This window comes from Streptomyces bullii, from assembly GCF_042657145.1.
Lineage (GTDB): Bacteria > Actinomycetota > Actinomycetes > Streptomycetales > Streptomycetaceae > Streptomyces > Streptomyces bullii.
On sequence record NZ_JBHSNY010000006.1, the window covers coordinates 279,914 to 302,847 of the forward strand.

Sequence of the window (22,934 nt, forward strand, 5' to 3'; positions counted from 1 at the left end):
GCGCCCGACGGCTCAGCCGCGCAGGGCGTTCAGCCGCCGCCGAGCGGGCCCCAGAGCCCGGCCGCGGCGCAGGAGACCGGCCCACGGGTCGGTACGGGCCTGCTCGACGGCGTCCGCGACGGTCCAGCGGCGGGCGTGCAGCTCGGGGTCGTCCAGCTGGTCCCAGGAGACGGGAGTGGCCACCGGGGCGCCGGGCCGGGCGCGGACGGTGTAGGGAGCGACCGCCGTCTGCGCGTACGCGTTGCGCTGCACGTCGAGATAGAGGCGGTCGCCGCGGTCCTTCTTGCGGGCGGCGGTGGTGAGCCGGTCGGGGTGGGCGTCGGCGAGGGTGTCGGCGACGTCCCGGGCGAAGGCGCGGACCTCGTCGACGTCGTGGCGTCCGTCGAGCGGGACGATCACGTGCAGTCCGCGCGACCCGGTGGTCATCAGCGCCGACGGCAGGTTCAGCGCGTCGAGCAGTTCTCCCAGCAGCCGGGCTGCGTGGCGTACGGCCTCGAAGTCGTCGCCCGCCGGGTCGAGGTCGAAGACCATCCGGTCGGGGCGGTGCGGGCTGCCGGCGCGGGACAGCCAGCGGTGCACGGTCAGGCTCGCCTGGTCGACGAGGTAGAGGAGGGTGGCGGTGTCGTCGCAGACGGTGTGGCAGACGGTGCCGCCCTCCTTGGGGAGCTCGACGCGCGTGATCCACTCCGGGTAGTTCTCCGGGGTGTTCTTCTGCATGAATCTGGGGCCGTCGATGCCGTCCGGCTGCCGTTCCAGCATCAGCGGGCGGCCCCGCAGGTGCGGCAGCATGAACGGGGCGACGGCCCGGTGGTAGTCGACCAGGTCGCCTTTGGTGTACTCCTTGGCCTCCCCGCTGCCGGGGAAGAGCACCTTGTCCGGCCGGTGGACGTGCAGCGTGCGCCGGCCGGCCCGCACCGTCCGCGCCCCGTCGCCGCTCACGGCACGACCGCCTCCTCCACCAGCAACCGTCCGGCCGCCGCGATCGACTCGGCGTCGATGCCCGCGGCGTGCAGTTGCTCGGCCGGGGACGCCGAGCCCGGCATCGCCCGGACCGCGAGCCGCGCCAGGCGCGGTACGGGACGCCCGTCGAGGAAGGCCTCCAGCACTGCGTCTCCGATGCCGCCCTCGGGGTGGTGGTCCTCCACGGTGACCAGGCAGCCGGTCTCCTCGGCGGCCCTGCGCAGGGTGGCCCGGTCGACGGGCTTGACGGAGTACAGGTCGATGACCCGGACGGCGATGCCCTCCCGTTCCAGCGCCTCGGCGGCGGTCAGCGCCTCGTGCACGGTGACGCCCGCCGCGACGAACGTCAGCCGGTCCCGGTCGGAGGAGCGCAGCACCTTGCTGCCGCCGACGGGGAAGTCCTCGTCCGGCCCGTAGACCACGGGGCTCTCGCCGCGCGAGGTGCGCAGGTAGCGGATGCCCTCCAGGCCGGCCATCGCGCCGACCAGCTTCGCCGTCTGGTTGGCGTCGCACGGGTACAGCACGGTGGAGCCGTGCACCGCCCGCATCATCGCCAGGTCCTCCAGGCCCATTTGGCTGGGCCCGTCCTGGCCGATCGCGACGCCCGCGTGCGAGCCGACGAGGTTGATGCCGGAGCCGCTGACCGACGCCATGCGCACGAAGTCGTACGCGCGGGTGAGGAAGGCCGCGAAGGTGGCGGCGTACGGCACCCAGCCGCGCGTCGCGAGCCCCACCGCCGCGGCGACCAGCTGCTGCTCGGCGATGTAGCACTCGAAGTAGCGGTCGGGGTGTTCCTTGGCGAAGAACTCGGTGCGGGTGGAGTCGCCGACCTCACCGTCGAGGGCGACGATGTCGCCGCGTGCGGTGCCGAGCGCGGCGAGCGCCTGCCCGAAGGCGTTGCGCGTGGCCACCTCCTCGCCCTTCTCCCACCGGGGCGTGTCGAGGGCGCCGGTGTGCACGGCGTGCAGCATGCGGGCGGCGGGCGGCTCCTGCATGCGGACGCGCAGGTCGCGCGGGCCGCCGAGCTCGGCGATCGCCTCGTCGGCGTTCTTCAGCGGCTTGCCGTGCAGTCCCTCGCGGTCCTCGACGTCCGCGACGCCCTTGCCCTTGAGGGTGCGGGCGAGGATCGCGGTGGGCTGGCCCTTGGTGGAGATCGCCTCGCCGTAGGCGCGGTCGACGGCGTCGACGTCGTGCCCGTCGATCTCGACGGTGTGCCAGCCGAACGCCTGGAAGCGGCGGGCGTAGGCGTCGAGGTCGTGACCGTGCCGGGTCGGGCCGCGCTGGCCGAGCCGGTTGACGTCGACGATCACGGTGAGGTTGTCGAGGTGCTCGTAACCGGCGTGTTCGGCGGCCTCCCACACCGAGCCCTCGGCCAGCTCGCTGTCCCCGCACAGCACCCACACGCGGTAGCCGATGCGGTCCAGCCGCTTCCCGGCCAGGGCGATGCCGACGCCTACGGGCAGTCCCTGCCCGAGCGAGCCGGTGGCCGTCTCGACCCACGGCAGCCGCTGCGGCGTCGGATGCCCTTCGAGCCGGCTGCCGAGCTTGCGGAAGGTGAGCAGTTCCTCGTCGTCGATGGCGCCGGCCGCCTTGTAAGCGGCGTACAGCAGGGGCGAGGCGTGTCCCTTGGACAGCACGAAGCGGTCGTTGCCGGGGTGGGCGGGGCGGTCGAAGTCGTACCGCAGGTGGTTCGCGAGCAGGACGGCCATCAGGTCGGCGGCGGACATCGAGGACGTCGGGTGCCCGGAGCCCGCCGCGGCGGAGGCGCGGACGCTGTCCACGCGCAACTGCCGGCCGAGCTCGACGAGTTCACCGGTGTTCATGAGTCTCCTTCGGTGGGGTGGTCGGGTCGCTTCACGGGGCCGGGGGCGGTGTCGGCGCCGGGGGGCGGCTGGTCGCCCGGGGGTGGCGGGGTGGGCTGGTTCCTGGCGGGTTCGCCGCCCGGCTGCTGCTTGGCGGCCTCACCACCGGGCTGGTTCTTCGCCGCCTCGCCGCCGGCTCGGGCGTCGTCCGCCTCGCCTTGCGCGGTTCCGCTCCGGTCTTCCTGGCCGCCCGTGCCGTCGCCGCCCGTACGGCCGGTGCCGCCGGTAGCGCCCGTACCCCCGGTGTCCTCCGCGTCGGCCGGGGTCGCCGCCCCCGGCCCCGAGCGGTGGCCGGCCCGCCGGCGTGCCTTCGGGCCGGCGACCACCTGGCCCAGCTCCCGGTCGTCCTTCTCGCGCCGCTCCGGCGGGTTGGCCTCGCCCCGCCGCCCGGGCCCGCCCGGCAACCGCGCCAGCTCCGGGGAGGCCGTGTCCAGCGGGACCGACCAGGACCGTACGAGGCCCAACTGAACGGCCTGGCGCGGCAGCACGGCGTCCAGCAGCCAGTCGGCGGCGACACGGACGCGGTTGCCGGGCATGGCCGCGAGGTGGTAGCCCCGGGTGACGGCGCCCGCCGCCACCCCGGACAGCGGGACACCGAGCGGGTTGGCGGCGGCCTTCACACCGCCCAGGTCCACGACGAAGCCCAGGTCGCGATGGCGGTAGGGCCGCATCTCGCCGCCTCCCCGGCCGAGCGACGCGGCGACGTTGAGCGCCGCGATCTTGCCTTGACGCCAGGCGTGCTGCGCGGTCATCGGCGTGTAGCCGCCCGGCTTCTCCAGGTCCGGCACCGCCGCCGCGTCACCGCACGCGAACACCTCCGGTCGGCCCGGCACCCGCAGGTCGGGGTCGACGAGCAGCCGGCCCCGCTCCATCGGCAGCCCGAGCGACTCGGCGAGCGGATCGGGCCGGACGCCCACGCACCACACCAGGGTGCGGGTCTCGACGAACTCGCCGTCGCTGAGCAGCACCCCGTCGGGCGTGGCCTCCTTCACCGAGGTGCCCATGCGCACGTCCACGCCCCGCTCCCGCAGCACCCGGTCGGCGGTGGCGGAGAGCTTCTCGTCCATCTCGGGCAGCACGCGCGGCGCGATGTCCAGCAGCATCCAGCGCGGCCGCATGCCCTGCCGCAGCGGGTGCCTGCGGACCTGCGCGTCGGTGAACAGCTGCCCGTGCGCGGCGACCTCGGTACCGGTGTAGCCGGCACCGACCACGACGAAGGTGCAGCGGGCCTCGCAGCTCTTCGGGTCCTCGGCGGCGGCCGCCAGTTCCACCTGCCGGGTGACGTGGTCGCGCAGGTACAACGCCTCGGGCAGGCCGCGGAAGCCGTGCGCGTGCTCGGCGACGCCGGGGATGGGCAGCAGCTTGTTGACACTGCCGGCGGCGAGGACCAGCCGGTCGTAGCCGAGCATGCCGCCCTCGCCCTCGGGGCCGGTGTAGTGCACCGTACGGCCGTCCAGGTCGATGCGGTCGGCCTCGCCGAGCACCAGCCGTACGTGCGGCAGGGTGTCCGACAGGGAGACCGTGACCCGGCGCGGCTCCAGGACGCCGGCGGCGACCTGGGGCAGCAGGGGCAGGTACAGGAAGTAGTCGGTCGGGTTGAGCAGGGTGATGTCGGCGCGGCCCCGGGTGAGCTGGGACAGGGTGCGGGCCGTCCGGTACCCGGCGAAGCCGGCTCCGACGATCAGGATGCGGGGTCGACTCACGGTTCGCCTCCGGCGCAGTCGCGTACCTCGGGAGCCTTCCGCGTCCCCCTGGCCGGGGCACCCAAACGTGCGCCGGTCCCCGGCGGGGCCCGGTGGCGCCGGTTTCCGGCCCGGCCCCCGGGTACCCGGTTCCGGAGAGGCACGTCCACGTCGCGGAGGCACCCCCATGCCCCAGTACGGTTACTTCCTCTCCTGCGAGCAGTACGGTCCCGCCGAGCTGATCGAGCAGGCCCGGATGGCGGAGCAGGCCGGATTCCAGTCGCTGTGGATCTCGGACCACTACCATCCGTGGAACGACGAGCAGGGGCAGAGCCCGTTCGTGTGGTCGGTGATCGGCGCGCTGTCGGAGGCGGTGTCCCTGCCGATCGAGACGGCGGTGACCTGCCCGACCGTGCGGATGCACCCGGCGGTGGTGGCGCAGGCCGCGGCGACCAGCGCGGTGATGACGAACGGCCGCTTCCGGCTCGGCGTCGGCTCGGGCGAGGCGCTGAACGAGCACATCCTCGGCGACCACTGGCCGCCGGCGCACGTACGGCTGGAGATGCTGGAGGAGGCCATCCAGGTGATGCGCCGGCTGTTCACCGGCGAGGAGGTCAACCACCACGGCCCGCACTACACGGTGGAAAACGCCCGCCTGTACACGGTCCCCGACGAGCCCGTCCCGATCGACATCTCCGGTTTCGGGCCGGCGGCGACCCAGCTCGCCTCCCGCGTCGGCGACGGCTACATCACGGTCATGCCGGACGCGTCGATGGTGGAGCAGTACCGCAAGGGCGGGGGCGGCGCGAAGCCGGTCAGCGGCGGCACGAAGGTCTGCTACGGCACCGACAAGGAGGAGTGCGTCCGGACCGTCCACCGGCTCTGGGCGAACGAACAGCTGCCCGGCGAACTCGGCCAGGTGCTGCCCTCTCCGAAACACTTCGAGCAGGCCCAGCAACTGGTCACCGAGGACATGGTCCGGGAGAACCGGGTGTGCGGCGACGACGTGGAGGAGCACATCGCCGAGCTGACGAAGTTCGCCGACGCCGGCTTCGACGTCGTCTACGTCAACCAGATCGGCCCCGACATGCGCGGCTTCTTCGACTTCTACCGCACGAAGGTGCTGCCACAGCTCCAGCGGAACGGCTGACGGGGACGGACGGGGCGGGGCGGGGCGGACGAGAAACCCGCGCCGCCCTGCGGTGCGCGTGTGCACGGTGCGGCGTCCAGGCACACGGACCGCCGGTGTCCGTGCGCACGGCGCCGACATGTTCTCCGACGGCACCCTGGACCCGGCGGGCGGGGCGCGGTCCGCCCGGCCCAGCATTGGCCACGGCCTGACACCGCGCACGGCGAGGTGGGGACGAGGTGGAGGAGGCCGGGTCGCCTGGCGGCCCGGGCGCCCGAGGCCCCGTGGCCAACGCCCGAGGCCCCGGTGGCCAGGCTGTCACAAACCGCCTTTCGCCCAGCGGGCCTAGCGGCGGGCGGCCAGGCGGGCCAGCCCGCGTGCGGCCGCGACACCGGCGCCCACCGTGAGGACGGCCCCCATCCGCGACCGGTTCCGCGACAGCCAGTTCTGCGGGCTGTCGTCGTGGGACTCGTCGTCGAAGCGCCCGTGCGCCCCGAAGTCCCGGCCTTGCGGGCCGTCGGCCGGTGACCACAGGTTGCCGCGCCCGGCGGGCTCTCCCTCGTCCTGCTGGGAACCGAACCCCGCGCGGGCCAGGTACCGGTCCAGCAGCCCGGGGGCGACCGCGTTGGCGAGCAGCGTGGCCGCCGTCGAGGCGCCCACCCAGTACTCCCGGCGCCGTCCGTGCCGGGCGGCGTGCACGACGGCTCGGGCCGCCACCTCCGGCTGGTACACCGGCGCGACCGGCCGGGCCTGCCCCGGCATCCGGCTCAACACCCAGTCGAACTGGGGGGTGTTGACCGCCGGCAGCTGCACCATCGTCGTCCGCACGCCGCTGCGCGCGTGCAGCAGCTCGCAGCGCAGCGACTCGTTGAACCCCTGGATGGCGTGCTTGGCCCCGCAGTACGCGGACTGCAGCGGAATGCCCCGGTAGGCGAGCGCGGAACCGACCTGCACGATCGTGCCCCGGTCGCGCGGCAGCATGTGGCGCAGCGCGGCCCTGGTGCCGAACACGTAACCCAGGTACGTCACTTCGGTCACCCGGCGGAACTCGTCCGGGGAGATCTCAGTGAACGGCGCGAACACCCCGGAGAAGGCGTTGTTGACCCACACGTCGATCCGGCCGAAGGTGTCGACGACCTGCTGGGCGGCGGCGTCGACGGCCTGGGCGTCGGCCACGTCCACGGCGACGACGAGCGCTTCACCGCCCGCGCGCCGCACCTCGTCGGCCGCCGCTTGCAGTCCCTTGCGTCCCCGGGCCAGCAGGGCCACCTTGCAGCCCCGGGCGGCGAAGGCCCGGGCCGTGGCCCGCCCCACGCCGCCGCTGGCTCCCGTGACCACGATGACCCCGCCGCGCTTCAGCGGCCCCGTCCAGGATGTGCGCACAGCGCATCACGCCCGGTGGTGCGGCGTCTCGGGGTCGGTGTCGGGGCGCGGCGGCACGGCGCCCGGAGCGGGCACACCGGCCGGTCCGCCGACGGCGGGAGGAGCGGGCGGCACCGGCGGGTACGGCAGGGCGCCGGGCGCGGCGGACGGGACGGCCGGGCCGGTGCCCTCCCGGGCCCCGGACGTTTCCGGCCGGCGCTCGGAGGCCGCCCGGGACGCGGACGGCCGGGCCGCGCCGCGCAGCAGGTAGGCGACGGCGCCCAGGATCGCGGAGGTGATCAGCGCGGCGGCCCAGTCCGGCAGGAAGAGGGCCAGGACCAGGCCGAGGGCGAGTGCGAGGGCGGCGCCCGCGTACAGGGCGACGGCACCGGACGCCGCGTACAGCGTGGCCTTGCGGCGCTGCTTGCGCGTCTGCTCGCGCAGCTCCTCGCGTACCGTCTCGCGCGCCACCTGCGCCAGTTCGTCGACCAGGTGCCTGTCCAGATGCTCCAGGTGATCCAAGCGCTCCATGAGCGCCGGGTACCCGGGCCCCCCTGGCGCGTAACGCCCACCAGCGGCGGCGGTCGAGGAGACGGGGATCGAGGAGACGGTGAAGATCGTCGGGACCGGTCTCGTGCCCCGGCCGTCGCAACTAGGCTCGCCCGCATGGAGATTCTCGGTGCCACACTGCGCGTCTGCGTCGACGACCTCGAGACCGCCATCCCCTTCTACGAGCGGCTGGCGGGCGGCAGAGCCCTGCGCTTCGAACGCGGTGGCGTCCAGGTCGCCGCGGTCGGCTGTTTCCTGCTGATGAGCGGCCCCGCGCCCGCGCTGGAGCTGCTGCGCAAGGTCGCGGCGACGATCGCCGTGCAGGACGTCGAAGAGACTTACCGGGTGCTCACCGAGCTGGGCGCCGACATCATCGCGGGCCCCCTGCCGACCCAGGTGGGCCGCAACCTGATCGCCCGGCACCCGGACGGAACGGTGTACGAGTACGTGGACCGGCAGGGGTGAGCCGCGTGGTCGTGGCGCGGTCGGCGCGGCTCAGCGGGCGGTGCCGCGGAGCATCTCGACGGTGATCGCCCAGCGCTCGTGGTCGCGCCACGCCCCGTCGATGAAGAGCATGTCCGGTGAGAAGCCCTCGAGGCGGAACCCGCAGCCGCGGGCCAGCGCGATCGAGGCGTGGTTGGCGGGCTGCACGTTGATCTCCAGCCGGTGCAGCCGCAGCGGCCCGAAGGCGTAGCGCACGACGAGGCCGAGAGCCTCGCGCATCAGCCCGCGCCCGGCCGCGTGCGCGAAGGCACCGTAGCCCAGCGTGCCGCACTGGAAGCCGCCCTCGACGATGTTGTTGATGTTGATGAACCCGGCGAGGGAGCCGTCGTCCTTCTCGCAGACGAGGAACCCTGCCTTGGTCGGGTCCTCGATCAGCCGGCCCGCGTACGCGGTGTACGCCTGGGCGCTGTCCGGCGGGAACAGCCATGGGTGGTGCAGGTCCTTGCTCTCCCGGGCGCGGGCGGTGAACTCGGCACCGTCCTCGTAGGTGAAGTGGCGTATGCCGACCCGGGGTCCTTCGGCGAGGTAGCGGGAAGTGTTGTCGGGCACGCCGCCACCTTACGACGTGCCCTCGCGCGGCTCATCCGCCGGCGACCGGCAGCCGGAGCTCCCCGGTGTCCTCGGGCGCGCTGACCACGGTCACCGGCTTGATCCCGCGGTTGCCGAAGTAGGCGTCGTCGCTCGCCGCGATCACGAACCTGAGCCGGTGTCCCTTCTCGTAGCGGTGCACGATCCCGGGCAGGGTGACGGTGAAGCTCTTTGTCACGTCGGGCACTCGGACCGGTGCGACCAGCCGCCGGGCCAGTGTCTGCGTGCCGTCGGGCGCCACGTCGTAGAGCTTGGCGAACAGCACCAGCTTGTCGGCGGCGTCGCCGGAGTGCTGGGTCCGCTCGGCCTGCGGGGAGACGACCTTCAGGGTGACCCGGGGGGCTCCCACGACGTCCAGGGGACGCTCCAGCGGGGCGCTGGTCCAGGCGAGGTGGGTGCCCTCCCGGTCGTAGGGCGCCGGGTCCGGCAGCCCGAGGAACCCGGCGAACGAGCTCTCCGAATGGCTCGTGGGCACCAGCGCGTCGGTGTAGGTGCGGCTGCCGCGCGTCACCTCGCGGCGGCTGTCGACGAGTCTGCCGTCACCGGACAGGAACAGCCGCCGGTCGAGGGCGGGCAGGCGGTCGGCGGTGGCGTACGCGCGGCCGGGATCGGTGATCCAGTCGCGGTGGTAGGCGAAGGCGGGTCCCGTGTCGACCTGTGTCCGGCCCCGCAGGTAGCGGTCGAACCAGGCGAGGACGCGCCGGCCGACGTAGCTGGTCTCCAGGTTGCCCTGGGCCAGGTCGAGTTCACCGGTGGTCTGACCGCCGCTGTGGCCCCACGCCTGCCAGATCATCTTGGCGGTGGTGCCCTCGGCCCGCAGCGCCCGGTACGTCGCCGTGGCCTCGTTGAGGTTGAAGAGGGTGTCGGCCTGGCCCTGGACGAGCAGGGTGGGTGTGCGGACGCGGCCGAGGTACGACACCGGGGAGATCTGGCGTGCGTAGGCGAGCAGTTCGGCGGTCCGGTCGGCCGGGTAGCGCCCGGAGTTGAGGGTGCGGACCGTCCGGCAGGCCGGGGTGACGAAGTGCAGGCAGTCGAGGGAGTTGATCCGGGAGGGGTCCAGGCCCGGCTGGGTCAGCGGCTGGCTCTGTCCGATGAGGTAGAAGCCGTTGGTCCACTGCCATTTGAAGGCGCCGGGCACGTCGCGTGCGCCGACGGCGTTGTTGGGGTCGAGCGAGTACGCCAGGTCGTGCCAGGTGATCATCGGCACGAGCGCGTCGACCCGGTGGTCCACGGCTGCCGTCGCCAGCTGGATGGCGCCGCCGTAGGAACCGCCGATCATGCCGACGCGCGGGTCGCCCGGGCCGTCCTGGGTGACGAAACCGGCCGTGGTGCCGTCGTCGGCGGCGCGCTCGCCGCCCAGGAAGTCGATGAGCTGCGAGGCGGCGGCGCCGTCGACGGCGGGGTCGTCGAGGGAGATGAGGCAGCCGGAGCGGCCGAAGCCGAGACCGGAGTAGACGAGCGAGACGTAGCCGCGCTGGGCGAAGGCCTTGCCGATGGCGTCGGTGGAGCCGTCGGACTTGCTGCCGCCGAAGCCGTTGGTGGCGAGCACGGCGGGCGCGGGGTGGGCGTCGTCGACGCCCGTGGGCCGGTACAGGTCGGCGTCGACGGTGCAGGTGCGGTCGCCCGCCCGGACGGTGAACGTCAGCGGAGTGACCGTGTAGGGGGCGGTGGCCGCGGCGGCGGGCGCGGTGAGGGCGAGGGGCGCGGTGAGGGCGAGGGGCGCGGTGAGGGCGGCGCACAGGACGAGGGCGAGCGGGGCGCGGGATCTGGGCGCGCGTCGGGGCACATGGACCTCCACGGTGAGGACGACCCGAGACGGCCGATACCGACCAGTAGGTAGCGGCCGGTCCTCATGCTGTGACACGTGTCAGACGGGGTCAATCGCCGTGCCCGGGGTTTCTTGACGGATGTTCAGTGAAGGTTCCCGGACGTCCGGGCTCCGGAGTCCGGCTCACCGCAGCGCGGGCTCGTCGAGCGTCAGGGTGCCCGCGCACGCGTCGAGTTCGGCCGGGACACCGAAGGGGACCGTGAGCGCCCCCTCGCAGTGCCCGAACCCGAACTCCTCGACGACGGGCACGCCGAGACCTCCGAGCCGGTCGGCGAGCAGCGCCCGGATCCGGTCGTACGGGTCGCACCGCTCCCACGAGCCCAGCAGCAGCCCGCGGACGCCGTCGAGCCAGCCGGCACGCAGGAGTTGCGTGAGGTACCGGTCGAGCCGGTACGTCTCCTCCCCCACGTCCTCCAGGCACAACAGTCCGTCGCGGGCCGAGGGCCGGGCCCGCGGGGTGCCCAGGTCGGCGGCGAGCAGGCTCAGGCAGCCGCCGAGGGTGACGCCCCGGGCCCGGCCGGGGACCAGCGCGGTGCCGGAGGCGAGGGTGCGGACCGTCTCGGGGGCGAAGAGGGTGGCCTTGAGGTGGTCCTGGGCCCGCGCGTTCTTGATGAAGTCGATGCCGGCGGCCATCGGCCCGTGCAGCGTGACCAGGCCCAGCCGGGTCGCGAACGCCTCGTGCAACGCCGTGATGTCGCTGAACCCGACGAACACCTTCGGTCCGGCGGCGCGCATCGCCGGCCAGTCGAGCAGGTCGGCGATCCGCTGGGCGCCGTAGCCGCCCCGCGCGCACAGCACCGCGTCGACGGACGGATCGCACCAGGCGCTCTGCAGGTCGGCGGCGCGGTCCGCGTCCGTGCCCGCGAGGTAGTCGAACTCGGGGTGGCGGTCCAGGACATGGGGTGCCACCACGGGGTCGAGGTCCCAGCCGCGCAGCACGTCGAGCCCGGCCAGCAGCCGCTCCTCCGGCACGGGCCCGCTGGGCGCGACCACGGCCACGCGGGCACCCGGGGCCAGCCGGCGCGGGCGGAGCAGCGGCTGGACCTGTGGCGCGGGACCGGTGCGGGTCACGTGGTGAGCTCCAGGGTCGGGACGCCGCGCGGGTTGAGGCCGAACACCTGGGCGTACAAGGAGAGTTCGGCCTCCAGGGCGCGCACCAGCGTCTCGGCGCGCCGGAACCCGTGCCCCTCGCCCTCGAAGGCGAGGTACGCGTGCGGCACCTGCCGGTCCGAGAGCCGGGCCAGGAACCGTTCGCACTGGGCCGGCGGGCAGATCACGTCGTCCAGGCCCTGGAGCAGCAGGAAGGGCACCGTGAGCCGGTCGGCGTGGCGGGCGGGCGAGCGCTCGGCGTACCGCGCGGGCACCTCGGCGAGCGGCCCGATCAGCGTCTCCAGGTACCGCGACTCGAAGTCGTGGGTCTCCCCCGAGCCCCAGCCGGTCAGGTCGAGGACGGGGTACTTGATGGTGCCGCAGGCGTAGACGTCGGTGGTGGTCAGCGACGCGGCCGCGGTCCAGCCGCCCGCGCTGCCGCCCCGGACGGCGAGCCGGTCGCGGTCGGCGGTGCCCTCGTCGGCCAGGGCCCGGGCGACGGCGGCGCAGTCCTCGACGTCGACCACGCCCCACTGCTCGCGCAGCCGGTCGCGGTACTCCCGGCCGTACCCGGTGGAGCCGCCGTAGTCGACCTCGGCGACGCCGATGCCGCGCGAGGTGAAGTAGGCGATCTCCAGGTCCAGCACGAGCGGTGCCCGGCTGGTGGGTCCGCCGTGCGCCCGGACGACGTAGGGCGGCAGTTCGTCACCGGGCGCGACGCAGTCGGGGTGGTGCGGCGGGTAGATGTGCGCGTGGACCTCGCGGCCGTCGGGCCCGGTGAAGGTGCGGATCTGCGGTTCGGGGTAGTACGCGGGGGCCACCGCGTCGTCGTGCTCGGCACCGATCACGCGGGCGTGGCCCGTCCGGGCGTCGAGTTCGACCACCTCGTACGCGCTGCGCGGACTGGCGCCGACGCCCACCACCCGCTCGCCGTGCACCGCGAGCGTCGGCGCGAACTCGGTCCAGGGGCCCGCCACGTCGACGACCTCGCCGGTCTCGGGGTCCAGCACCCCGAGGACGGCCGGGCCCCGGCCGTGGACGACGGCGATCAGCCCGTTGTCCAGCGGGGCGAACCAGCGGTGGCCGAGCTGCCACAGCGGCCCGCCGAACTCCTCCTCACGGCCGCACAGCAGCTCGCCCTCGCGGTACAGGTTCCACCAGCCCGTCCGGTCGCTCGCGTACAGCAGACGGCCGTCCGCGCACCAGTCGGCCTGGGCGACGGACTCCTCCGGTCCGCCGGCCACCGTCCGTGCCCCGCGCAGGGTGCCGTCCGCACCGACCTCGGCGGTGACCAGTTCCGTGCCGTCCCACGGCATACGCGGATGGTCCCAGGCGAGCCAGGCCGCACGGCGCCCGTCGGGCGAGAGCCGCGGCCCGGTCACGAACCGGTGCCGCCCGTCGGTGAGTTCGCGTACGGCGTCCCGGTCCTGGGCGGCGGAGCCGTCCAGCGGTACGGCCGCCAGGACGCGGCGCACGTCGCAGGGTCCGTCGCCGGTGAACTCCTCCAGCACGCACCACACCTCGCCCAGCTCCGGCCGGGGCAGCGGCTCCGCCCAGCGCAGGCCGCCGCCCACCGGGGACACGGGGGTGAGCGGGTGCGGCTCGCCGTCCGGCCGGTACCGGTACAGCCGCTGGTCGGCGAAGTTCACGAACACGACGAGCGGTTCGCCGTCCGTCACGGTCCCGGCCCAGGGCTGCCCGCCGTACTCGATGACCCGGCTGCGCACGTTCCACGGCGCGGGCAGCAGCGACTCCTCGGTGCCGTCGGCGCGGCGCCGCACCAGGGTGCGCCGGCCGCCCTCGGCGGGCCGGGGCTCGGTCCACCACACCTCGTCGCCGACGAATCCTACGAACTCCGGGTTCCCGTCGTGCGCGGCGGCCGTGGCCGCGTCGATGGGCGAGGGCCACGCACCGTAGGGCAGGGTCTGCACGTCTCCCCCTTCGCCTAGGCCGACCGCAGGAACCGGTCGAGCACGCGGACGCCGAAGTGCAGCGCCTCGACGGGCACGCGCTCGTCGACACCGTGGAAGAGGGCACCGTAGTCGAAGCCCTCCGGGAGTTTCAGCGGTGTGAACCCGTAGCCGGTGATGCCGAGGCGGGAGAACTGCTTGGCGTCCGTGCCGCCGGACATGCAGTACGGCACGACGTGCCCCTCCGGGGCGAACTCGACGACGGCGGCCCGCATCCGCGCGAAGGTCGCCGAGTCCACCGGTGCCTGGAGGGCCACCTCCCGGTGGTGGTACTCCCACCGCACGTCCGGCCCGGTGAGCCGGTCGAGCGTGGCGCGGAACTCGTCCTCGCAGCCGGGCAGATACCGCCCGTCCACGTACGCCACGGCCTCCCCCGGAATGACGTTGATCTTGTAACCGGCGTCCAGCACGGTCGGGTTGGCGCTGTTGCGGACGGTCGCCTCGACGAGCCGCGCGGCGGGGCCGAGCTTGTCCAGCAGCGCGTCGACGTCGGTCAGGTCCGTCTCGATGCCGTACAGCGCGGCGAGTTCGGTGAGGGCGGCCCGTACGGTCGGGGTCGGCCGCAGCGGCCAGTCGTGCTCGCCGATCCGGGTGATCGCCGCCGCCAGACGGGTCACCGCGTTGTCCCGGTTGACCTTGGAGCCGTGCCCGGCCCGCCCGCGCGCGGTGAGCTTCAGCCACGCGGTGCCGCGCTCACCGGCCGCGATGGGGTAGATCTCGCGGCCGCTGCCGTCGTGGAAGGTGAAGGCGCCGGACTCGCTGACGCCTTCGGTGCAGCCCTCGAACAGCCCGGCGTGTTCGTCGGCGAGGAAACCGGAGCCGTCCTCGGCGCTGGCCTCCTCGTCGGCGGTGAACGCGATCACCACGTCCCGCCGGGGTTTGAGACCCTGACGCGCCCAGGCCCGCACCACGGCGAGGATCATCGCGTCCATGTTCTTCATGTCGACGGCGCCGCGCCCCCACACCACCGCGTCGCGGACCTCCCCGGAGAACGGGTGCACGCTCCAGTCCGCCGCCTCGGCGGGTACGACGTCCAGGTGGCCGTGGAGCAGCAGCGCGTCGGCCGAGGGGTCGTGGCCCTCGACACGGGCGACGACGTTGGTCCGCCCCGGGGTGCGTTCCAGCAGCACCGGCTCCAGCCCGGCCTCCGCCAGCAGCGCGGCGGCGTACTCGGCGGCGGGCCGCTCCCGGCAGTCGCCGCCGCCCCGGTTGGTGGTGTCGATCCGGATGAGGTCGGAGGTGAACGTCACGACCTCGTCCAGTGCCCGCTGGTCCGTCTGCTCAGCCATACTCCTCCTCCACCGCGGCCGAGACGATCGTCGTGACCGCCTTGAAGGTGCGGATGCCCTCGTACATGGTGCCGCTGGTGTACGCCACCTTCCGCTCTGCGACGCGTTCCACACCCGGGACGACGGTGGCGGCCATGGCCAGATGCTCCGCGTCGAACTCCACCGCGACGGTGAACGGACCGGCGTGAGCCGGTTCCCGGCGGCCCGCCAGCCCGGCCGCCTCCTTGGCAGCGGCCCGGATCTCGGCGGCGGTCCGGGCGGGCGTCCGGCACACGGCGGCGTACCGCGACACATGGTCCTTGACCGCGACCTTCAGCGCCTCCGGCGCGTACCCGAGCGCGTCCTCGCAGGCCACGTCGTCCCCGGTGACCAGCACCACCGGCACCCCGAACTCGGCGGCCACGGCCGCGTTGAGCAGCCCCTCGCTCGCCCGTACGTCGTTCAGCCAGACGCCGGTGACGGAGTTCGCGAGGTAGGTGTGCGCGAGGACGCCCTCCATGCCGGCGCCCGCGTGGTAGCCGACGAACGCGACACCGTCCACGTCACCGTGCTGCACGCCCTCCACCATGGACAGCGCCTTGTGCCGGCCGGTGAGCATCTGCGCTCGTTCGTCCAGCCGCTCCAGCAGCAGATTGCGCATGGTCCAGTGCGCCTCGTTGATGAGCACCTCATCGGCACCACCGTCGAAGAACCCCAGCACGGCCGCGTCGACGTCCGAGGTGAACAGCGCCCGGCACCGCTCCCACTGCGGCGTCCCCGGCAGCACGTCGGCCGGCCAGGTCACCCCGGTGGCGCCCTCCATGTCGGCACTGATGAGGATCTTCATACCGCGCCACGTTACGCGCCGGGGAGGGGCCCTGTCCGGTGGACACCCGCGCGGGGGCCTCCGGCCGGCCCCGACGGGCGGGTGCCCGGGGCGGCGCCGCCCCGGGCACCCGCCCCTGAACTCACAGGCCGTCGCGCACCATGGCGGCGACGATCCGTACGTGGCGGTCGGCCGCCGTGTTGGAGAACTCGTTCTCGTAGTTCAGGCCGTACGGCCAGAAGTGTCCGCCGCCGGTGGAGATCTTGGCCGCCGAACCGTCGTACTGCTTGACGAGGGCCGTGGCCTGTGCGCCGCGCCAGGTGCCGCCGGCGGCCAGGGAGCCCCACCCCGAGCTGGTGCCCACGCCGATGGTGTGCGCGATCTCGTGCAGGGCGGTCCGCTCGGTCATGTAGCCGCGGTTGCTGCCGAAGCGGATGGTTCCGTTGATGTTGCCGTCCGCGGTGGGCACGCCCGGTTCGTAGCGGACGGTGATGGCCTTGCCCAGGTCGCTGAGGTTGTTGTACCGGGCGACCGCGGCGTTCATGGCCGCCGTGATGCGGTTGTAGGCGTCCTGCTGGTCCGAGGTGGGGCTGCTCGCCCGTTCCAGGCGCCAGGTGATGCTCGCCGCCGCCTGTTCCTGGGACGCGGGTGCGGGCTGCGGGGCGGCCTGGGCGACACCGGGCCCGGCCAGCGCCGCGACCGCCAGTGCGGCGATGACCGCCTTGGCCCGCCAGGGCGTGGTGGCGCGCTCGGTGGCCTCCTGCGACCGTCGTGGAGTCATTGCGGGGTCCTCCTGTGGGGGGTGGGCCGTCGGGGTGGGGGGATGACGGCGTGACCGGTCCGTCGAGCCACGACCACTCGGACGGTGTTCGACATCGCGAACACACGTGGTACGGAAACTCCCGGGACCACGCCCGCAAGTATCCGGCCGGTCAACGGAACGTCAAGAGGCTGCGCGCACAACGGAGTTGAGCCACCGTCACCTGCGTCCCGACGCCACGGCCCGGATCGCCGTCGTCCCTACGCTGCGATGCCGCCCCCGCTGTCACGGGACGTCGAATGGCGCCTTCGACGCCGGCCGGCGGACGAGCCGACCACGGCCTCGGCCTCACTCCATGTCTCGGCATCCGGCCGGGACACCCCGGCGGCTCAGCCTCGCGGCAGCGTCAGTTCGCACCAGACGCTCTTGCCCGCCTTCGTCCGGCTGGTCCCCCACTCGCGGGCGAGGCCGCTGACCACCCGCAGTCCGCGCCCGGCCTCGTCGGCCGGGCCCGCGTTGAGCAGGGTCGGCAGCTCGTGGTCGTCGTCGTCCACCTCGCACAGCAGCGTGTCGCCACGCACCAGCCGCAGCTCCACGGGACGGCTGCGGGAGTGCCGTACGGCGTTGGTGACGAGCTCGCTGACCATCAGCTCCGCGCTCGCCACGAGCTTGTCCAGCCCCCACTCGTGCAGTTGCTCGCGGACCACCGCACGGGCCCGGCCGACCTCGGCGGGGCTCAGGCCGAGACGCCACTCGGCGACGTCGTCGGGTGCGATGCCGTTGAGGCGGGCCATCAGCAGGGCCACGTCGTCCTTGCGACCGCCGCGGGCACCCAGGGCGCGGATGATCGTGTCGCAGGCGTCGTCCATGGACGCGGCCGGGTGGGCGGCCGACTCGCAGAGCGTCGCGAGGCCGACGCCGATGTCCTCGCCCCGGACCTCCACCAGGCCGTCGGTGCACATCACGAGCCGATCGCCGGGCTCCACACGCACACGGACCGCCTCGAAGGGCACCCCACCGACGCCGATGGGCGCGCCGGTGGGCAGGTCGAGCAGCTCACTGCGGCCGTCGCCGGCCCGCACCAGCACGGGCGGGATGTGCCCGGCGTTGGCGAGGTGCACCTCGCCCGCGATCGGGTCGTACACGGCGTACAGGCAGGTCGCGAGGTAGGTGTCGCCGAGCCGCTGGGCGAGGTCGTCGAGGGTGCGCAGCAGGTGCGCGGGCGGTAGGTCGAGGGCGGCCATCGTCTGCACGGCCGTGCGCAACTGCCCCATCATCGCGGCCGAGTTGAGGCCGTGGCCCATGACGTCGCCGACGACGAACGCGGTGCGGGCGCCGGGCAGCTTCACGGAGTCGAACCAGTCGCCGCCGACCCGGCCCATGAGCGTGCCCGGCAGGTAGCGGGTGGCGATGTCGCAGCCCGCCATGCGCGCCGGGATGTGCGGCAGCATGCTGTCCTGGAGCGTCTCGGCGACGTTCTCCTGGTAGGTGTACATGCGCGCGTTGTCGAGCACGAGGCCCGCGCGGGCGGCCAGTTCGGCGCCGGTGACGCGGTCCATGTCGTTGAACTCGGGGCGCTCCGGGTGGCGCATCAAAGCCATGAAGCCGAGCACCACGTTGCGTGCCTTCAGGGGCACCATCAGCATGGAGCGGTGCGTGATGAGGGGCCGGATGTCGCGCTTGTCGAACTGGGAGGCGATGGCGTGGCCCATCTCCTCGCTGATGCGCGGGATGAGGATGGGCTCGCCGGTCGTCATGCACTGGAAGAAGGGCGTCTCCGCCGGGAACGGCATGGCCTCGCCGACCGGCACGACGTCCTCCCAGCGGCCCGGTTCGTCGGTGTGCTCCAACGCGACCCGGTGCCACATGGTGGTGGTGTCCGGCACTCCTTCGGGGAACCCCTCGCCGGCGACGACCTGTTCGCGCAGATACGTGCAGGCCACGTCCGTGAAGCGGGGCACGACCGCCTTGCTGACCTCGACGATGGTCTGCGCCAGGTCGAGCGAGGTGCCGATCTTGGAACTGACCTCGTTGAGGAACTCCAGGCGTTCTCGGACAGCGGCGTACTCGAGGTCCTCCGCCTCGTCCCGCAGGTCCGCCGGCACCGGCTCACCGGCGGCCAGGGCCCGGGCCGCCCGCTCCCTGCGCGCCCTGCGCTCGACGCGCCGGGGCACGCCCCAGTCGGGGGTGACGGGCACCCGGTCGTTCTGACTGAACTCCAGGACGGGATAACCCAGTTCGAGGACCTGCGCGACGATGCGGGTGCTCTCCTCGACGCTCATGCTGGGCAGGATCTCGGGGAGCCGGCGGGCGAGGTCGTCGGACCCGGGGAAGTCGGTGTGCAGGGCGAACCCGGGCGCGATGCGCTCGAACGTCGCCTCCTGCGGCCCGTACAGGGCGTCCGCGTCGGCGGCCAGCACGAGCAGCCGTTCCGGGCCCGGGCCCACCAGCGGGTAGCCCCACCACAGCACGTCGACGCGGTCCCGTCCGGCGGCGCCGAGCCGGGCGCGGCCCGCCGCCGGGTAGGACAGCCCTCCGTCCAGCGAGGACTCCAGGCCGGGTCCCGGCCCGTCGTCCCCCGCGTACGACTCGTACGGGCCGGTGGCGTCGGCTTCGGGCAGTGCCCCGGTGACGGGCAGCAGGTCGACGGCCGGACGGCCGACGGCCTCGTCCTTGGGAACGCCGAGCAGGCGCCGTGCGCCGCTGCTCCAGTGGGACACCAGGCCCTCGCGGTCCACCACGACCACGGCCAGCGGGATACGGCCGGCGGCGTGTTCCGCCACCGTAACCTCCCCGGCTCCGCGGCTGGGAAGTACGTCCCGGTCGGTGCCACGGTCCATGGCGTAAGGCCCTCCCTCCCCAGGCTGCGCAAGATCTGTGCAGGCGTCACCACCGTACGGCCACCACCGGTCGCCATGTGCGGCAATGCGCGAATTGACCGGCGGACCGCACCGGCGTGCGACCGGCGCGCGACAGCCGTCTCAGTCCTCGTGCCCCAGCTGCAGGTCCCGCTCGGTACGTCCCCCTCCGGCCACCCGGAGCACGGTGGCGACCGGCGGGTACCCCGCGGCGAGGACGGTGTACTCGCCGGACGACAGGTCGATGAACCGGAATGTTCCGTCCGGGCCGGTGGTGAGCGTGTCGACGACGTTGCCGCCGACGTCCAGCAGGGTCACGCGCGCGTCCTCGACGGGCCGCCCGCCGCCGGCCCGCACGGTGCCGCGCAGCACGGCGCCGCCGGCCAGCTCGATGTCCTGCCGGGTCTCCCGCGCGGCCTGCACGGTGACGGGGAGCGCGGCCGGACGGAAGGCGGCCGCGCTGGCGGCGAGGGTGTACTCCCCGGCCACCAGCTCGGCGATGACGTAGCCGCCCTCCCGGCCGCTGCGCGTGGTGGCCACCACCTCGCCGTGCACGTTGGTGAGGGTCACGGTGGCGTCCCGCACGGGCGTGCCGTCGGCGGTGACCACGCTGCCCACGAGGTGCCCGGCGCCGCCCAGGACGATGTCGAGCTCGACGGGGCGCTCCGCCACGGTCACGGAGACCGCCTGCGGCTGGTGACCGCCCGCCGCCGCGATCATGACGTAGGCCCCCGTGCCGGGCGTCGCCAGCGCGTAGCGGCCGTCCTGGCCGCTCGCGCCCCGTCCGATCTGCTGTCCCGTGACGTCGACGAGGGTGAGCGCGGCGCCGGGTACGACGGTCCCGTCGGGGTGCTGCACGGTGCCGCAGACGGGGATTCCGGCGGCACACGCCGAACGGGCCTGCGGGACGGCGGCGGCGAACGGTCCCGTCTGCGGTGCGGTGTCGACGGTGGGGGTGTGGTGGGACACGAGTGGTCTCTCCTTGAGGAAGAAGGCGGCGAGCAGGCCGAGGGCGAGCACCGGTACCAGACAGAGGAAGACGCGGGGCATGGCGTCGGCGCAGGCCTGGATGTAGTCCTCGCGCAGGGCGGGCGGCAGCGCGTGCACGAGCTGCGGGGTGATCGGATCCGGGTCGGGAAGCGGGGCGTTGGTGCGTGCGGGCAGACGCTCCTCCAGGAAGTCGGCGACCCGGCCGGCGCAGAGGGTGCCGCAGACGGCCGCGCCCACGCTGCCGCCGAGCTGCCGGACGTAGGTGTGCGCGCCGGTGGCGACGCCGAGGTCGGCGGGGCGCACGGAGTTCTGCACGGCGAGGATCAGCACCGGCATCACCAGGCCGATGCCCACGCCGAGGACGCCCGTCCAGACGCCGTAGTACAGCCGGGGCGTGTCGGCCTCCAGGCGGGACAGCAGCCCCGTGCCGACGACGCAGAGGGCCCCGCCGAGGATCAGGTGCGTGCGGTAGCGGCCGGTGTGGCTGACGAGCTGTCCGGAGAGGATCGAGGCGCCGACGATGCCGCCCGTCATGGGCAGCATCAGCAGGCCCGACTCGGTGGCGGAGGCCCCGTCGACCATCTGCAGGAAGGTCGGCAGACAGCTCGCGGCACCGAACAGGGCGACACCGGTGATCAGGCCCGCCAGGCCGGTGACGAGGAAGACGGAGTCCTTGAACAGGCGCGGCGGGATGAGGGGTTCGGCGGCGAAGCGCTCGGCGGCGAGGAAGAGGGCGGTGGCGGCCGCCGCGCCCGCGCCGAGGCCCAGGATCATGTGCGAGTCCCAGGCGTACTCGGCGCCTCCCCAGCTGGTCAGCAGGACCAGGCAGGTGGAGGCGGCGGCGAGCAGCAGCGCGCCCAGGACGTCCAGTCGGGGCCTGGCCGCCGGTTCGGGCAGCTTCAGGGCGGTGGCGACGACGGCGAGGGTGACGAGGCCGAGGGGGACGTTGACGTAGAAGCACCAGCGCCAGGAGAGGTGGTGTGTGAAGTACCCGCCGAGCAGCGGCCCGGCCACGGAGGCGAGCCCGAACGCGGCACAGATCGAGCCCATGTAGCGGCCGCGCCGGCGGGGCGGCACGATGTCCGCGATGATCGCCTGCACGCCGATCAGCAGGCCGCCCGCTCCGACGCCCTGCAAGGCGCGGAAGGCGATCAGCTGGTCCATGGTCCGGGCCAGGCCGGCGAGCGCGGACCCGGCGACGAAGACGACGATCGCGAACTGGAAGACGCCCTTGCGGCCGAGCAGGTCACCGAGCTTGCCGTAGACCGGCAGCCCGACCGTGGAGGTGAGCAGGTAGGCGGTGATCGCCCAGGACATCCTGTCCATGCCGTGCAGCTCGCCGACGATCTTCGGAAGCGCGGTGGCGACGATCACCTGCTCCAGCGCGGCGGGCAGCAGCACCGGCAGCAGGCCCAGGAGGGCCAGCCGCACACGGCGGGGGCTCAGTTCGACGGCCGGAGCCGGTGCCGGGGCGGGAGCGTGCGGGGGTGCCTCGGCCGGTTCGTCGTGCACCAGAGTGATCCCGCCCACGTACCGCTCCCCTCGTCGCGCCGCCGCACTCGTACGCGTGAACCTGCGTAAGGCGACAACTACGGTCAAGCGCGACGAGTTACGGCACGCGGCGGCGGCGCACGGAGATCACCCGAACCGGTGAGGCGGCCAACACCCTTGGGGAGAAACCGCTTTGAGGGTTACTTCTCGACCTCGGCGGCCAGCTTGGCGAGCACCGCGTCGTAGATCCGGCCGAGGCCCTTGGGCGCGAAGGTCCTCTCGAAGAAGCCGCCGATGCCGCCGGCGCCCTGCCAGGTGGTGGTCACGACGACCCGGGACCTGCCCTCGCCGGCCGGGGTGACCCGCCAGGTGGTGACCATGGAGGAGTTGCGGTCCTTCTCGACGAGCTCGCCGTCGGTGGGCTCGCTGACCTCCAGGAGGCAGTCGCGCACGCGCTTGCTGGTGGCCTGGAGCTTCCAGTGGACGAGGGTGCCCTCGCCGTCGCCGCCCTCGCGCACCTCGTACTCGCTGAAGTGCTCGGGCAGCAGCCTCGCGCGCGTGCCGCTGTAGTCGGCGAGGGCGTCGAACACCGTCTCCGCGTCCGCCGCGACGATCCGCTCCGTAGTGGCCTCGACCTGCGCCATCGGGTTCCTCCAGGACATGGGTTCTCGGGGGTCGGGGCAAGCCAACCACCCCGGTCCCCGGCCTCCCAAATCGGGGTGGCGGAACCGATCAGGAACGCGCGCGCACGATCAAGGGAACAAGTGTTCTATTATGCGGCCAGTGCTACCGAGGAGGCGTCATGCGCTGGGAGAACCTCACCCTGGACTCCGGCCACGGCCGGGCCGAGGCCGCGCTGTTCGGCGCGGACGCGGTCGTGAGCCGCACGTTCGACACGCCGGAGTTCCAGGGCATCACCTTCCACGAGATCCGCGCCCGGTCGATCATCAACCGGGTCCCGGGCGCCTCCCGCACGTCCTTCGAGTGGACGGTCAACCCCTACCGGGGGTGCACGCACGCGTGCGTGTACTTCGCTTAATGACCCTATTTACGGCCGGGAGTTTCGATGCTCAGCGCACTGCACGCGGACGAGGCCTGGCGGTCAATGTTGCGCGGGAGCTCACCTCACGAAACACCAGGCGAGCGTCCGGCCGAGAGGGCGGCGGGTCAGGCCGCCTACACCGCCCTCCTCGGGGGCGGCGTTCCTGCCGGCGACCC

Annotated in this window: 17 protein-coding genes and 1 pseudogene; 3 read left to right on the forward strand and 15 right to left on the reverse strand. The window is 73.6% G+C overall.

Annotated features, from left to right (window positions below):
• Positions 1–12 precede the first annotated feature (12 nt).
• Genes ligD through ACFPZJ_RS18815 form a run of 3 tightly spaced genes read right to left on the reverse strand, consistent with a single transcriptional unit; the run spans position 13 to position 4,525 of the window.
• Complete coding sequence (gene ligD / locus ACFPZJ_RS18805) at positions 13–939, reverse strand: non-homologous end-joining DNA ligase (RefSeq protein WP_381022665.1); 927 nt, start codon at positions 937–939, stop codon at positions 13–15.
• On the reverse strand, positions 936–2,783 hold the full coding sequence (locus ACFPZJ_RS18810) for a transketolase (protein WP_381022667.1): 1,848 nt from the start codon (positions 2,781–2,783) through the stop codon (positions 936–938). The genes ligD and ACFPZJ_RS18810 overlap by 4 nt, the downstream gene beginning before the upstream one ends.
• Positions 2,780–4,525 (reverse strand): NAD(P)/FAD-dependent oxidoreductase, encoded by a 1,746-nt coding sequence (locus tag ACFPZJ_RS18815; protein WP_381022669.1) that lies wholly within the window; start codon positions 4,523–4,525, stop codon positions 2,780–2,782. Before ACFPZJ_RS18815 ends, ACFPZJ_RS18810 begins: the two co-directional genes overlap by 4 nt.
• A gap of 166 nt (positions 4,526–4,691) precedes the next feature.
• Between ACFPZJ_RS18815 and ACFPZJ_RS18820 the strand changes: the two genes are divergently transcribed.
• The gene (locus tag ACFPZJ_RS18820) at positions 4,692–5,654 is read left to right on the forward strand and encodes an LLM class F420-dependent oxidoreductase (RefSeq protein ID WP_381022671.1); all 963 of its coding nucleotides are present in this window, start codon (positions 4,692–4,694) and stop codon (positions 5,652–5,654) included.
• A gap of 324 nt (positions 5,655–5,978) precedes the next feature.
• On the opposite strand, the gene ACFPZJ_RS18825 is transcribed toward ACFPZJ_RS18820, so the two are convergent.
• Together ACFPZJ_RS18825 and ACFPZJ_RS18830 are read right to left on the reverse strand one after the other, a co-directional pair.
• A complete protein-coding gene (locus tag ACFPZJ_RS18825) occupies positions 5,979–6,992 on the reverse strand; it encodes an SDR family oxidoreductase (RefSeq protein ID WP_381023449.1) in 1,014 nt (337 codons plus the stop codon).
• 30 nt (positions 6,993–7,022) lie between these two features.
• The gene (locus ACFPZJ_RS18830; RefSeq protein ID WP_381022674.1) at positions 7,023–7,526 is read right to left on the reverse strand and encodes a phage holin family protein; all 504 of its coding nucleotides are present in this window, start codon (positions 7,524–7,526) and stop codon (positions 7,023–7,025) included.
• A 135-nt stretch (positions 7,527–7,661) separates the two neighbouring features.
• On the opposite strand from ACFPZJ_RS18830, the gene ACFPZJ_RS18835 reads away from it, so the two are divergent.
• A complete protein-coding gene (locus ACFPZJ_RS18835; protein ID WP_381022676.1) occupies positions 7,662–8,009 on the forward strand; it encodes a VOC family protein in 348 nt (115 codons plus the stop codon).
• 30 nt (positions 8,010–8,039) lie between these two features.
• Here the strand turns inward: ACFPZJ_RS18835 and ACFPZJ_RS18840 are convergent, their stop codons facing one another.
• From ACFPZJ_RS18840 to ACFPZJ_RS18885, 10 genes are all read right to left on the reverse strand, one after another.
• Positions 8,040–8,597 (reverse strand): GNAT family N-acetyltransferase, encoded by a 558-nt coding sequence (locus tag ACFPZJ_RS18840; protein WP_381022679.1) that lies wholly within the window; start codon positions 8,595–8,597, stop codon positions 8,040–8,042.
• A 31-nt stretch (positions 8,598–8,628) separates the two neighbouring features.
• Positions 8,629–10,377 (reverse strand): CocE/NonD family hydrolase, encoded by a 1,749-nt coding sequence (locus ACFPZJ_RS18845; RefSeq protein ID WP_381023452.1) that lies wholly within the window; start codon positions 10,375–10,377, stop codon positions 8,629–8,631.
• A 210-nt stretch (positions 10,378–10,587) separates the two neighbouring features.
• The gene (locus tag ACFPZJ_RS18850; protein ID WP_381022681.1) at positions 10,588–11,535 is read right to left on the reverse strand and encodes a S66 peptidase family protein; all 948 of its coding nucleotides are present in this window, start codon (positions 11,533–11,535) and stop codon (positions 10,588–10,590) included.
• Complete coding sequence (locus ACFPZJ_RS18855; protein WP_381022684.1) at positions 11,532–13,484, reverse strand: prolyl oligopeptidase family serine peptidase; 1,953 nt, start codon at positions 13,482–13,484, stop codon at positions 11,532–11,534. The genes ACFPZJ_RS18850 and ACFPZJ_RS18855 overlap by 4 nt, the downstream gene beginning before the upstream one ends.
• Positions 13,485–13,498: 14 nt before the next feature.
• Positions 13,499–14,812, reverse strand: coding sequence for a M20/M25/M40 family metallo-hydrolase (locus tag ACFPZJ_RS18860; RefSeq protein WP_381022686.1), 1,314 nt, complete (start codon positions 14,810–14,812; stop codon positions 13,499–13,501).
• Positions 14,805–15,638: a M55 family metallopeptidase gene (locus tag ACFPZJ_RS18865; RefSeq protein ID WP_381022689.1), complete on the reverse strand. Its 834-nt coding sequence runs from the start codon at positions 15,636–15,638 to the stop codon at positions 14,805–14,807. Before ACFPZJ_RS18865 ends, ACFPZJ_RS18860 begins: the two co-directional genes overlap by 8 nt.
• A gap of 121 nt (positions 15,639–15,759) precedes the next feature.
• Complete coding sequence (locus ACFPZJ_RS18870) at positions 15,760–16,398, reverse strand: hypothetical protein (RefSeq protein WP_381022692.1); 639 nt, start codon at positions 16,396–16,398, stop codon at positions 15,760–15,762.
• A gap of 368 nt (positions 16,399–16,766) precedes the next feature.
• Positions 16,767–19,217 (reverse strand): ATP-binding SpoIIE family protein phosphatase, encoded by a 2,451-nt coding sequence (locus ACFPZJ_RS18875; protein ID WP_381022695.1) that lies wholly within the window; start codon positions 19,215–19,217, stop codon positions 16,767–16,769.
• Positions 19,218–19,358: 141 nt separating this feature from the next.
• Entirely contained in the window at positions 19,359–21,755 is a 2,397-nt protein-coding gene (locus ACFPZJ_RS18880) for an MFS transporter (RefSeq protein ID WP_381022698.1), read from the reverse strand.
• A gap of 161 nt (positions 21,756–21,916) precedes the next feature.
• Positions 21,917–22,360, reverse strand: coding sequence for an SRPBCC family protein (locus ACFPZJ_RS18885; RefSeq protein WP_381022701.1), 444 nt, complete (start codon positions 22,358–22,360; stop codon positions 21,917–21,919).
• Positions 22,361–22,518: 158 nt separating this feature from the next.
• Here ACFPZJ_RS18885 and ACFPZJ_RS18890 point away from each other — a divergent pair.
• Positions 22,519–22,746, forward strand: a pseudogene (locus ACFPZJ_RS18890) (Rv2578c family radical SAM protein); the annotation flags it as partial.
• Positions 22,747–22,934: the final 188 nt, after the last annotated feature.